The organism is Streptomyces lydicus, from assembly GCF_001729485.1.
GTDB lineage: Bacteria > Actinomycetota > Actinomycetes > Streptomycetales > Streptomycetaceae > Streptomyces > Streptomyces lydicus_D.
Genome location: NZ_CP017157.1, coordinates 349,491 through 361,629, shown reverse-complemented (window position 1 = coordinate 361,629; position 12,139 = coordinate 349,491). Strand labels below are relative to the sequence as shown.

Here is a 12,139-nt window from a genome sequence, read left to right as displayed (position 1 = left end):
CCCGGGCCTCGGGTCTCCTCCCTACGCTGGGTGCATGCTCATCGCCCGCTCCGCCGCCCTCTTCGTCGTCGCCGCCCTCTTCGAGATCGGCGGTGCCTGGCTGGTCTGGCAGGGCGTCCGGGAGCACAAGGGCTGGGCCTGGATCGGCGCCGGGGTCCTCGCTCTGGGCGTGTACGGCTTCGTCGCCACTCTCCAGCCGGACGCCGCGTTCGGGCGCATCCTCGCCGCGTACGGCGGTGTCTTCGTCGCGGGGTCGCTTGCCTGGGGAATGGTCGCCGACGGCTACCGCCCGGACCGTTGGGACGTCACCGGCGCGCTGATCTGCCTCGCCGGCATGGCAGTGATCATGTACGCCCCCAGGGGCCGCTGACGCCCCCCCAGCAACCGCCGCCCCCGGCCCCGGCCCCGGCCCCCGGAATCCGCTACCCCACCCCCACCCCCACCCCGAGTCCCCCACTCCGACTCCCCCACCCCAAGTCGCCCACCCCAAGCGCCACCGACCGAACCCGCCCCCAGCCACCACCGGGCAACGCCCACCCGCCTCAGACGCCTCCACCTCCGGACCTCCGGACCTCCGGACGCCGCCCACTCCCAGACGCGGCCCGCCACCAGCCGCCGCCCGCGACCAAGCGCCACCGACCACCACATCCCGCACACCCCCGAAACCGCCGGCCCGGCCCGCATATCCTGGCCGCGTACCACCCTCCCCACTCGCCCCATGCTCCTCAGGAGCAGGCGACCGTCACCGTCTTGAGGAGTGCACCATGACCGCCGAGGCCCGTACCGCCGTCGTCACCGGAGCGAGCAGCGGGATCGGCGCCGCGACCGCCCGGGCGCTGGCCGCCGCCGGCTACCGCGTGGTGCTCACCGCCCGCCGCAAGGACCGCATCGAGGCGCTCGCCGCCGAGCTGCCCGGCGCCCGGGCCCACGCCCTCGACGTCACCGACCGCGCCGCCGTTGACGCCTTCGCGTCCTCCCTCGACCGCTGTGACGTGCTGGTCAACAACGCCGGCGGCGCCTACGGTGCCGAGCCGGTCGCCACCGGTGACCCCGCCGACTGGCGCGCCATGTACGAGGTCAACGTCCTCGGCGTGCTCCACATGACCCAGGCGCTGCTGCCGCCGCTCACCGCGTCCGGCGACGGCACCGTCGTCGTGCTCTCCTCCACCGCCGGCCACGCCACGTACGAGGGCGGCGGTGGCTACGTCGCCGCCAAGCACGGCGCCCACGTCCTCGCCGAAACCCTCCGGCTGGAGCTGTGCGGCGAGCCGGTCCGCGTCATCGAGGTGGCGCCGGGCATGGTCAAGACCGACGAGTTCGCCACCACTCGCTTCCGCGGCGACACCGCCAAGGCCGCCAAGGTCTACGAGGGTGTGGACCAGCCGCTCAGCGCGGAGGACGTCGCCGACACCATCACCTGGGCGATCACCCGCCCCGCCCATGTCAATGTCGACCTCCTGGTGGTCCGCCCGCGCGCCCAGGCGTCCAACACCAAGGTCCACCGCACCACTTGATCCCCGACGGGCCCGACCGGCCCCAGGTCCCGCGCTCAGGTACAGCCGCCGACAGCACGGCTGGACAGCTGTCCAGCAGCACGGCAGTGGCCTGGCGGGGCCGGTCCTCCGGTCAGTGCTTGTCAGCGCTCACGTCTCCCGGCTCGGTCTCCAGGGCCGGGCGGTCGAGTCTCGGCATGACGAGAAAGGACCGGCCGCCCAGGAGGAGAGGAAGGACCGGCCGGCCAAGGGGAGCAGACGCCCGCGTGGCCAAGTAGGCCGGGATGCCGCGCCGTGAGCGCGCGTGCCGGCGGGAGTTCGACGGCAGGACCTACCCCTCCATGCACCGGGCGCCGCACTCCTCCTGGGTGCCGGGGAACAGTTCCACGCGGAGGTCGCCGCCGTCCTGGATGACGTAGGTGGGGCCTGTTCGGTAGGTCCAGCCGAGGGGGAGGAGGTAGTAGCGGCCGTTGCGTTCGATGAGGCGGCGGAGGCCGGTGTATCGGTACCGGTAGTGGACCTTGGCGCCCAGGTCCTTCACCTCCAGACCGGGCCCGGCCAAGCTGAGGCGGTCGGTACTCAGCAGCACGACGGCGGGGCGGCGTACGAGGTTGGCGGCGGTCCGCCGGGCCTCCTGCTCGCCCAGTGCGCTGACGGCCAGGCTGAGACCCCACATCACCAGCAGACCGGCCGTGAAGACCGGTACCGCCCGGCTCCACGTTCTGGACGGGGCTGCGGCGGACGGGGCTGCGGCGTCCCCGTCAGCAGCCCGGCTTCGGGCCCATGGGCTCTGACCGAGGAGTACGCCGGCCCCCAGCACGAGCGGGGCCGCCCACCTGAAGGCACCGAGCCAGGGCCAGAGGAACAAGAGAGCAAGGCCGGAGCCGACGATGGAGAGGTTTGCCCTGGCGACTGCTCGCAGGGCGCTCCCCAGTGTGCGTATGAGGCGTTCGTGGCCGCCCTCGTCGGCGTCCGGTTGTGTGGTGGGCGCGGGGGCCGTGGCCAGGTAGCGAGCTGCCAGGACGGCGAGGACGCAGACGATCGCCGTCGGGGCGGTGACGACATTCAGGCTCTGGATGGCCATCTCCGCGAAGCCGAAGCCAAGGCTGAAGGCGTCCAGGCGGAAGTAGCTGTAGTAGGCCGTCATATAGACCGCACCCAGGAAATACATGATGGCCACGAGGAAGGACGCCTGGGCGACGACGATGCCGAGGAGGCCGGCCGCCGTACGTTCCCCACCAGGTGGCGCGGGTGGCGCGGAGGGCGCCGGATCGCCGCTCATGTGGCGGCCGGGGACGGGCACGTCTCCCTCGGCGAGGGAGTGCCCTCCGGGGAGGCCGAGCCCGTTGCTTCGGACGACGCGGACGGTGGCGGCGAGCCGTCGGGGGGCGGGCAGGTCTCGTCGGCCCCGGCGGACCCGTCCTCCCCTGTACTGGTGCCGCCGTCCTGGCCACCGCCCGGATCCACGCCGCCGCCCGCCGGCGGTCTGCCATGCCCCTTGGGCGGCACCTTGACCGGCGGCACCGGATCCCCGCCGTAACTGGGTCCGCCAGGGCTGGTCGCACCGTCGGTCGGGCCGTCCCCCTGCGCACCGCCCCCGGACGCATCTTCGCCCGACGTACCGCCCAGCGCCCCGCCGGACTCCACGCCGCCCACCGCCTCACCCGCTGTGGGGGAGGAGCCGGAGGACGACGTCGGCCGTACGGGACCGGGACTCCCGGAACCTCCGTGTGCGCAACCCGACGCGACGATGAGCGCTCCGACAGCAGCCACGATGCGTAAGAGACAGCTGCGTAAGAGATGGCTGCGTGAGAGATATCTGTTCGCGTACGTCTCTCGGTGTCCCATGCGCGGGCAGCTCCCCTCCCCTACCGGGTGCATGGAGAACAACGCCCGCCCACCGGTCACAGTTCCGGTGGATCAGGTGAAGAGCCGGCACTCAACCCTTCACGCAGATGACCTGCTTGAGGTGGGCGACGACCTCCACCAGGTCCCGCTGCTGCTCGATGACCTGCTCGATCGGCTTGTAGGCGCCCGGGATCTCGTCGATCACGCCGGAGTCCTTGCGGCACTCCACACCCCGCGTCTGCTCCTCCAGGTCACGCGTCGAGAAGCGCTTCTTGGCGGCGTTCCGGCTCATCCTGCGGCCGGCGCCGTGCGAGGCCGAGTTGAAGGACGCGGCGTTCCCGAGGCCCTTGACGATGTACGAGCCGGTGCCCATCGAGCCGGGGATGATGCCGTACTCGCCGCCGCCCGCCCGGATGGCGCCCTTACGGGTCACCAGGAGGTCCATGCCGTCGTACCGCTCCTCCGCCACATAGTTGTGGTGGCAGGAGATGACCTGGTCGAAGGTGACCTTGGCCTTCTTGAACTCCCGGCGGATCACGTCCTGGGTCAGGGCCATCATGATCTCGCGGTTGTGCTTGGCGTACTCCTGCGCCCAGAACAGGTCGTTGCGGTACGCCGCCATCTGCGGGGTGTCCGCGATGAAGACGGCGAGGTCGCGGTCGACCAGGCCCTGGTTCTGCGGCAGCTTGTGGGCCACGCCCATGTGGTACTCGGCCAGCTCCTTGCCGATGTTGCGCGACCCGGAGTGCAGCATGATCCACACGGACTGGTCGGCGTCGACGCAGAATTCCCAGAAGTGGTTGCCGCCGCCGAGCGAGCCCATCTGCTTCACGGCCCGCTCCCGGCGGAACCTGACCGCTTCCGCGACCCCGTCGAACCGCGTCCAGAAGTCGTCCCACCCGGCCGTCGGGACGCCGTGCAGCCGCCCGGGGTCGACCGGGTCGTCGTGCATGCCCCGCCCCACCGGGAGCACCTGCTCGATCTTCGAGCGGAGCCGGGAGAGGTCGCCGGGCAGGTCGTTGGCGGTCAGCGAGGTCTTCACCGCGCTCATCCCGCAGCCGATGTCGACGCCGACCGCCGCCGGGCAGACCGCGCCGCGCATCGCGATCACCGAGCCGACCGTGGCGCCCTTGCCGTAGTGCACGTCCGGCATCACGGCCAGGCCCTTGATCCACGGGAGGGTGGCGACATTGCGCAGCTGCTGCATGGCGACGTCCTCGACCGTGGCCGGATCCGTCCACATCCGGATCGGTACCCGCGCGCCCGGCACCTCGACGTACGACATAACTTCCTCATTCCCCCGAAAACATGAAAAACGCAAAAGCCGGACAAGATGCATGATCTTGGACGCCGGACCGGCGTACGCGGCAACGCGTGCGGTAGACATTGTGTCCATCGGCCGCCACTCGGCGGCAACCGCATTTCGCAGGGGAAGGAGCCGCGAACGATGACACGGAAATCGTTCGTACCCGGGGCCGCACTGGTGGTGGCCGCGGCACTGACCGCCGGCCTCGCCGGCTGCAGCGGCGGCTCCACCAGCGACGGTGGGGCCGCGGACGCCAAGAGCGGGGACGCCGCCACCGCGACGCAGTCCGCCGAACCGGGCCGCTACCAGACCCTCCCGGAAGCCTGCGGGCTGCCCTCGCGCAGCACCCTGCGCGGCATGCTGCCCGGCGACGGACAGCACCTGTCGAGCGCCGACGCCCAGAAGCTCTACGCCGGCCAGGCCGACATCACCTACGACACCGACCGCCGGGTCGGCTGCCACTGGACCCGCGAGACCACCGAGGGCACCCGCCACCTGAGCCTCGACATCCAGCGCGTGGTCTCCTACGACTCCTCCGTCAGCGACGACGACAAGGCGCAGGGGATCTACGACGGCAAGGAACTCGCGGCGCAGATCCCGTCCGGCGGCGCGGACTCCGGCGCGCCCACCCCGTCCCCCTCCGCGAAGGGCAAGGGCACCACGCCGGACGGCGGGGCGCACGCGGCCGGCAAACCGGGCGGCAAGGCCACCGCGGCGGACAAGGGCGGCAAGGCGACGCCGGGCGCCCCGTCGTCCCCGACCGGCACCGGCACGGACCAGGGCGGATCGACCGCACCCCGCGTGCTGGACGGCCTCGGGGACGCGGCGTTCCTGGACGACAAGCTGGCCACCGCGGACTCCGGCGTGCACCGCGACGTGACTGTGGTCTTTCGCACGTCGAATGTGATCGTGACGCTCACTTACGACCAGTGGTCCACGGACAAGATGATGTTGCCGGACAGCCAGGAACTGCAGGACAAGGCCCGTTCGCTGGCCGGGGAGCTGGTGGACAGCCTCAGCGAATAGTCCGCATCAGGTCAATTGCCCGATTCGGACTGACAGTTCCGTATGCCCCCATTCATTCGTCATGCGCATCGACACGAAACGGTCACCCACCCCGCCACTCCGCGTACCGTGCCGTCTAGCCGTACCGATGAACGTACCGATCACCCGGTACCGATGACGACGAACAGCGAAGGAACCATGCACCGTTCAGCCAAGCGCCTCGCCAGCCTCCTTACCTGCGCAGCAGTACCGGTGCTGCTCGTCGCCGGCTGCTCCGGCTCGGACAGCGACAGCGCCGGTGCCGCCTCCTCGTCCGCGTCCTCCAGCAGCTCCAGCGCGCCGTCGCCGACCGTCGCGCCCGCGAAGTACAAGACGCTGCCCAACCCGTGCACGGCGTTCTCCAAGGACACCCTGGAGAAGATGCTGCCGAAGGTGAAGGACGCCTCCGGCGACCAGGGCAAGTCCACCGACAACGCGGCGCACGGCACCTGCTCCTGGAACAGCTCCGACGAAAAGGGCGTCGACGGCACCCAGTTCCGCTGGCTCGACATCGGCTACCAGCGCTACGACTCGGACCCCGGCGTCGGCTCGGCCGAGAAGCGCGCCACGGACTTCTACACCAAGCAGATAGCCGACGCGAAGGCCAGCAAGGGCGCCAAGAAGCTGGCGGAGGTCAAGACCGCCGGCACCGGCGACGAGGCGACCGCGATCACCTACGACGTGAAGAAGGAGGGCAACGACTTCAAGAACACCACGATCGTCGCCCGCGCCTCCAACATCGTCGTCACGATCAACTACAACGGCGCGGGCCTGGCCGGTGCCGACACCCCCAAGGGCGCCGACCTGCTGAAGCAGGCCCAGGCCGCCGCCAAGGAGGCGGTCGCCGCCGCCACGAACCCGAAGACGAAGTCCTGACGCCGCACCCCTCCTGAAACGCCCGCGGCCCGGCCCGGCCGTGCCGGCCGGCAGAGGGCCCGCACCGATGTACACGACGTACGGTGCGGGCCCTCTCGGCTGTCGCAGCAGCCGGCTCCGTCCGTACCGGCACACGACCGCGCGAACGCATGTGCCAGGCTGTCGCCCGCAACAGACCGACTAGGAGGGGTTCTGGGTGGCCGCGCCACTGAAGCTGACACGCACACACCGGATACTCATCGGAGTCGTCGTCGCCGGCGCGGTGGTCATCGCCGGCATCGGCTTCGCCGGCTCCTACGCGGCCGTGCGCGAACTGGCCGTCAAGAAGGGCTTCGGCACCTTCTCCTTCTTCCTCCCCATCGGCATCGACGCGGGCATCTGTGTCCTGCTCGCCCTGGATCTGCTGCTGACGTGGATCCGCATGCCCTTCCCCCTGCTGCGGCAGACGGCGTGGCTGCTGACCGTCGCCACCGTCGCGTTCAACGCCGCGGCGGCGTCCGATCCGCTGGGCATGGGCATGCATGCCGTCATCCCGGTGCTGTTCGTCGTCACCGTCGAGGCCGCCCGGCACGCCGTCGGGCGGATCGCCGACATCACGGCGGACAAGCACATGGACGGGGTGCGCCTCACGCGCTGGCTGCTGTCCCCGGTCCCGACGTTCCTGCTGTGGCGACGGATGAAGCTGTGGGAGCTGCGGTCGTACGACGCGGTGATCAAGCTGGAGCAGGAACGCCTCGTCTACCAGGCACGCCTGCGTTCGCGCTTCGGGCGGGGCTGGCGCCGCAAGGCTCCCGTGGAGTCCCTGATGCCGCTGCGCCTCGCCCGGTACGGGGTGCCGCTGGCGGAGACCGCTCCGGCGGGGCTCGCCGCGGCGGGCATCGAACCGCAGGTCCTGCCGACGTCGCAGCAGTCCGCGCCGCCCGCCCTGGAGCCGCAGCCCGAGGAGGTCCCGAGCCAGTGGTTCGCGACGTCGCAGCGGGCCCCCTATCAGGGGGACTACGACCCGACGTACGTCCCGGAGCAGGAGCCTCGGCATCAGCCCCCGCACGAGGAGCCACAGCGGGTGCCGGCGCACGAGCAGGCCCCGGTACCGGCGCCGCGCGCGCCGGAGCCCGAGTCCCAGGTCCCGGTGCCGACCGGTGCGGGCGGAACGCGCCCGCTCGGCAAGGGCACCCCGGAGGCGGCCCCCCAGCCCGTGCAGGCCCCGGCCGGGCCACCGGCCGACGAGGACCTCTACCAGGTGTTCCGACGCTCGATAGAGGGTGAGGGCATGCCGACCCGGGGCGCGTTCGCGGCGAACCTGGAGGCGCAGTACGGGATGCGCCTGCAGGAACGGGCGCTCAGCCGCTACATGGACCAGTTCAGCAACCGGCTCAACGCGGAACTCATGGAAGAGCACATCGCGTAACACCGGGCCGGCGCGCGAGCAGAAACGCGGGCGGAAACGGGGCGCTCCCGTACGCCTCCCACGTCACGCACGCGGCCCCGGGGATTTCTCCCCGGGGCCGCACCCGTTTTCCCGCCCGCGGGCCGCCGGCGCACCGGCGGCCGGTCAGCCGCCGAGCAGCTTGCGGACCCGGTCGGCGCCCACGGCCAGCAGCAGGGTGGGCAGCCGCGGCCCGGTGTCCCGGCCGACGAGCAGGTGGTACAGCAGCGCGAAGAACGTCCGCTGCGCGACCTTGATCTCCGGCGGCAGTTCCTTCGGCGTCGCGTCGGCGGCGAAGCCCGCCTGGACCTTCGGCACGCCGTAGACGAGGTGGGTCAGCCCGTCCAGCGACCAGTGCGAGTCGAGGCCCTCCAGCAGCAGCCGGATCGAGTCGCGGGCGGTGTCGTCGAGGGACTTCAGCAGCTCCGCGTCGGGCTCGTCCCGCACGATGGTGCGCTGGTCGGCGGGGACCTGGGTGGTGATCCAGTACTCGGCCCGGTCGAGCCGGGGCCGGGTCTCGTCGAGCGAGGTGACCGGGTTGGCCGGGTCCAGTTCGCCGAGGATGCGCAGGGTCTGCTCGTCGTGGCCGGCGGTGACGTCCACGACCGAGGCCAGCGTGCGGTACGGCAGCGGGCGCGGGGTGGTGGGCAGCGGACCGGCGGCGGTCCCGACGGCCCGGACGTAGGCGGCCTCGTCCGCGGGCTGCGCGGCGCCGTCCGCGACCTTGGCGGCCAGCTTGTCCCACTCGTCGTAGAGCCGCTGGATCTCCTGGTCGAAGGCGATCTTGAAGGACTGGTTGGGCTTGCGGCGGGCGTAGAGCCAGCGCAGCAGCGGCGCCTCCATGATCTTCAGCGCATCGCCCGGGGTGGGCACGCCGCCCTTGGACGAGGACATCTTGGCCATGCCGCTGATGCCGACGAAGGCGTACATGGGGCCGATGGGCTGCTCGCCGTCGAAGACCTCACGGACGATCTGCCCGCCGACGACGTAGGACGAGCCGGGCGAGGAGTGGTCCACGCCGGACGGTTCGAAGATCACGCCCTCGTATGCCCAGCGCATCGGCCAGTCGACCTTCCAGACCAGCTTGCCGCGGTTGAACTCGCTCAGCCGGACCGTCTCGGCGAAGCCGCATTCGGCGCAGGTGTAGGCGAGTTCGGTGGTCTCGTCGTCGTACGAGGTGACGGTGGTGAGGTCCTTGTCGCACCCGCCGCAGTACGGCTTGTACGGGAAGTAGCCGGCCGCGCCGGAGCTGCCGTCGTCCTCGCCGGCCGCGCCGGAGCCCTCGGCGGCCTCCAGCTCGGCCTCGTCGACCGGCTTCTGCGACTTCTTCGCGGGGGCCTTCTTCGTGCGGTACTGGCCGAGGATCGCGTCGATCTGCCCGCGGTGCTTCATCGCGTGCAGGATCTGCTCGCGGTAGGTGCCGGCGGTGTACTGCTCGGTCTGGCTGATGCCGTCGTACTCGACGCCCAGCTCGGCGAGCGCGTCGGCCATGGCGGCCTTGAAGTGCTCGGCCCAGTTCGGGTACGACGAGCCGGCCGGGGCCGGTACCGACGTCAGCGGCTTGCCGATGTGCTCGGCCCAGGACGCGTCCACGCCGGGGACGCCGGCCGGCACCTTGCGGTAACGGTCGTAGTCGTCCCAGGAGATCAGGTGGCGGACCGCGTACCCGCGGCGGCGGATCTCGTCGGCGACCAGGTGCGGCGTCATGACCTCGCGGAGGTTGCCGAGGTGGATGGGGCCGGAGGGGCTCAGGCCGGAGGCGCAGACGATCACCGGTGCGGAGGCACCTGATGCCACTTTGCCGGCGGCGCGGCGCTCCGCCTCGGCAATGACCTCGTCCGCGAACCTGGAGACCCAGTCGGTCTCGGTGCTCTGCTGAGCCACGATCGGCCCTTCCTCTTCCTGGTGCTTCCCGTTTGCGCCGTCCTGCGCGCGCGACGCACAAAAGCCTGACGGTGCCATTCTCCCAGACGCCCGCCGTCCGGAAATTCAGTGGTGCCGCCGTGGGATACTCATTGGCAAACCCATTCCCCTTCGAAGACACCTCCGTCTACAGAGAGTGCAGCCTCATGGCCTCGGTCCCTTCCCTCGCAGCTTCGGTCCAACAGCGCGTCGCGGACGCCCTCTCGGCAGCCCTGCCGGAGGCCGGTGCCGCGGACCCGCTGCTGCGACGCAGCGACCGGGCCGACTTCCAGGCGAACGGCATGCTGGCGCTGGCCAAGAAGCTCAAGGGCAACCCGCGGGAGCTGGCGGCCAAGGTCGTGGACGCGATCGGCCAGGACGGCCTGCTGCAGGAGATCGAGGTCTCCGGCCCCGGCTTCCTCAACATCACGATCGCCGACCGGGCGATCACCGAGACGCTCGCCGCGCGCGCCGCCGACGACCGGCTCGGCGTGCCGCTGAAGGAGAACCCGGGCGTCACGGTCATCGACTACGCCCAGCCGAACGTGGCCAAGGAGATGCACGTCGGGCACCTGCGCTCGGCGGTCATCGGCGACGCGCTGCGCCACATGCTGGACTTCACCGGCGAGAAGACGGTCGGCCGGCACCACATCGGCGACTGGGGCACCCAGTTCGGCATGCTCATCCAGTACCTGATCGAGAACCCCGGCGAGCTGGCCCCGGCGGCCGACGTCGACGGCGAGCAGGCGATGAGCAACCTCAACCGGGTCTACAAGGCGTCGCGCGCGGTCTTCGACTCCGACGAGGCGTTCAAGGAGCGGGCCCGTAAGCGGGTCGTGGCGCTGCAGAGCGGGGACAAGGAGACCCTCGACCTGTGGCAGCGGTTCGTGGACGAGTCGAAGGTCTACTTCTACTCGGTCTTCGAGAAGCTGGACATGGAGATCCGCGACGACGAGATCGTCGGCGAGTCCGCGTACAACGACATGATGGCCGAGACGGCGCGGCTCCTGGAGGAGTCCGGCGTCGCGGTGCGCTCCGAGGGCGCGCTCGTCGTCTTCTTCGACGAGATCCGCGGCAAGGACGACCAGCCGGTGCCGCTGATCGTGCAGAAGGCGGACGGCGGCTTCGGGTACGCGGCGTCCGACCTGTCGGCGATCCGCAACCGCGTCTTCGACCTGAACGCGACGACGCTCCTGTACGTCGTGGACGTGCGGCAGTCGCTGCACTTCCGGATGGTCTTCGAGACGGCCCGCCGGGCGGGCTGGCTGAAGGACGGCGTCACCGCGCACAACATGGGCTACGGCACGGTGCTCGGCGCGGACGGCAAGCCGTTCAAGACGCGTGAGGGCGAGACCGTCCGCCTTGAGGACCTGCTCGACGAGGCGGTCGAGCGGGCGACGGCCGTCGTGCGCGAGAAGGGCGAGCCGATCGGCCTGACCGACCAGGAGATCGCCGAGAACGGCGCGCAGGTGGGCATCGGCGCGGTGAAGTACGCGGACCTGTCCACGTCACCGAGCCGGGACTACAAGTTCGACCTGGACCAGATGGTGTCGCTGAACGGCGACACGTCCGTCTACCTCCAGTACGCCTACGCCCGGATCCGGTCGATCTTCCGCAAGGCCGGCGACGCGCGTCCGGCGGCCCACCCGGAGCTGGCGCTGGCTCCCGCGGAGCGCGCGCTGGGTCTGCACCTCGACCAGTTCGGCGAGACCGTCATCGAGGCCGCCGGTTCCTACGAGCCGCACAAGGTCGCCGCGTACCTCTACGGCCTCGCCTCGCTGTTCACGACCTTCTACGACCAGTGCCCGGTCCTGAAGGCCGAGGGCGGCCCGGAGCAGGTCGCCAACCGTCTGTTCCTGTGCGAGCTGACGGCCCGGACGCTCCACCAGGGCATGGCGCTGCTCGGCATCCGCACCCCCGAGCGCCTGTAGTCCTTCCCGCCGGCCCGGCTTTCCCGCCCCTGGGCGGGAGAGCCGGGCACGCGCGGGGCGAGCGTTCAGTGCCACGGCTTGTGCAGCCGGTGCTTGGCCTTCTCCTTCGCGTCCAGCCCGTGGCCGGCCGTCTTCTCGGCCTTGCCCTCGGCCTCCAGCTTGCGGTTGTGGGTCGCCTTGCCGACGACCTCCTTCACGGCGCCGATGGCCTGGGCGCCCTTGGCCCGCATGGTGTCCTTGGTAGTCACGGTGCCTCGCTCTCGGTCGCGGCCTTCGTTGACACCGGGTCCGTGCCCCCCATACGGCGGACAAA

10 protein-coding genes are annotated in these 12,139 nt (G+C 71.0%); 6 read left to right on the top strand and 4 right to left on the bottom strand.

The window, feature by feature from the left end:
* The first annotated feature begins 34 nt into the window (after positions 1–34).
* The gene (locus SL103_RS01570) at positions 35–370 is read left to right on the top strand and encodes a YnfA family protein (protein WP_069566973.1); all 336 of its coding nucleotides are present in this window, start codon (positions 35–37) and stop codon (positions 368–370) included.
* A 394-nt stretch (positions 371–764) separates the two neighbouring features.
* Positions 765–1,514, top strand: a complete 750-nt coding sequence (locus SL103_RS01565) for an SDR family oxidoreductase (protein WP_069566972.1) — start codon at positions 765–767, stop codon at positions 1,512–1,514.
* A gap of 310 nt (positions 1,515–1,824) precedes the next feature.
* Here SL103_RS01565 and SL103_RS01560 read toward each other — a convergent pair whose 3' ends face one another.
* Both SL103_RS01560 and SL103_RS01555 read right to left on the bottom strand, forming a co-directional pair.
* Positions 1,825–2,796 (bottom strand): hypothetical protein, encoded by a 972-nt coding sequence (locus SL103_RS01560; protein WP_244303817.1) that lies wholly within the window; start codon positions 2,794–2,796, stop codon positions 1,825–1,827.
* A gap of 636 nt (positions 2,797–3,432) precedes the next feature.
* Positions 3,433–4,626: an RtcB family protein gene (locus tag SL103_RS01555; protein ID WP_069566971.1), complete on the bottom strand. Its 1,194-nt coding sequence runs from the start codon at positions 4,624–4,626 to the stop codon at positions 3,433–3,435.
* 162 nt (positions 4,627–4,788) lie between these two features.
* On the opposite strand from SL103_RS01555, the gene SL103_RS01550 reads away from it, so the two are divergent.
* The 3 genes from SL103_RS01550 (at position 4,789) to SL103_RS01540 (ending at position 7,975) form a co-directional block, all read left to right on the top strand.
* On the top strand, positions 4,789–5,673 hold the full coding sequence (locus tag SL103_RS01550) for a hypothetical protein (RefSeq protein ID WP_069566970.1): 885 nt from the start codon (positions 4,789–4,791) through the stop codon (positions 5,671–5,673).
* A gap of 177 nt (positions 5,674–5,850) precedes the next feature.
* Positions 5,851–6,567, top strand: coding sequence for a DUF3558 family protein (locus SL103_RS01545; RefSeq protein WP_069566969.1), 717 nt, complete (start codon positions 5,851–5,853; stop codon positions 6,565–6,567).
* Between the two features lie 196 nt (positions 6,568–6,763).
* Positions 6,764–7,975, top strand: a complete 1,212-nt coding sequence (locus SL103_RS01540) for a DUF2637 domain-containing protein (RefSeq protein WP_069566968.1) — start codon at positions 6,764–6,766, stop codon at positions 7,973–7,975.
* Positions 7,976–8,119: 144 nt separating this feature from the next.
* Here SL103_RS01540 and lysS read toward each other — a convergent pair whose 3' ends face one another.
* The gene (lysS, locus tag SL103_RS01535; protein ID WP_432215384.1) at positions 8,120–9,880 is read right to left on the bottom strand and encodes a lysine--tRNA ligase; all 1,761 of its coding nucleotides are present in this window, start codon (positions 9,878–9,880) and stop codon (positions 8,120–8,122) included.
* A gap of 182 nt (positions 9,881–10,062) precedes the next feature.
* Here lysS and argS point away from each other — a divergent pair, with 182 nt between their 5' ends.
* Positions 10,063–11,826 carry an arginine--tRNA ligase gene (gene argS / locus SL103_RS01530; protein WP_069566966.1) on the top strand — a complete coding sequence of 588 codons (1,764 nt, stop codon included), beginning with the start codon at positions 10,063–10,065 and terminating at the stop codon, positions 11,824–11,826.
* 65 nt (positions 11,827–11,891) lie between these two features.
* On the opposite strand, the gene SL103_RS01525 is transcribed toward argS, so the two are convergent.
* Positions 11,892–12,074, bottom strand: a complete 183-nt coding sequence (locus SL103_RS01525; RefSeq protein WP_069566965.1) for a CsbD family protein — start codon at positions 12,072–12,074, stop codon at positions 11,892–11,894.
* Positions 12,075–12,139: the final 65 nt, after the last annotated feature.

Excerpts from the sequence above, each read along its gene's own strand:
- SL103_RS01550 (WP_069566970.1), top strand. The coding sequence starts at position 4,789 with ATGACACGGAAATCGTTCGTACCCGGGGCCGCACTGGTGGTGGCCGCG.
- SL103_RS01565 (WP_069566972.1), top strand. The coding sequence starts at position 765 with ATGACCGCCGAGGCCCGTACCGCCGTCGTCACCGGAGCGAGCAGCGGG.
- SL103_RS01570 (WP_069566973.1), top strand. The coding sequence starts at position 35 with ATGCTCATCGCCCGCTCCGCCGCCCTCTTCGTCGTCGCCGCCCTCTTC.
- SL103_RS01545 (WP_069566969.1), top strand. The coding sequence starts at position 5,851 with ATGCACCGTTCAGCCAAGCGCCTCGCCAGCCTCCTTACCTGCGCAGCA.
- SL103_RS01555 (WP_069566971.1), bottom strand. The coding sequence starts at position 4,626 with ATGTCGTACGTCGAGGTGCCGGGCGCGCGGGTACCGATCCGGATGTGG.
- argS (WP_069566966.1), top strand. The coding sequence starts at position 10,063 with ATGGCCTCGGTCCCTTCCCTCGCAGCTTCGGTCCAACAGCGCGTCGCG.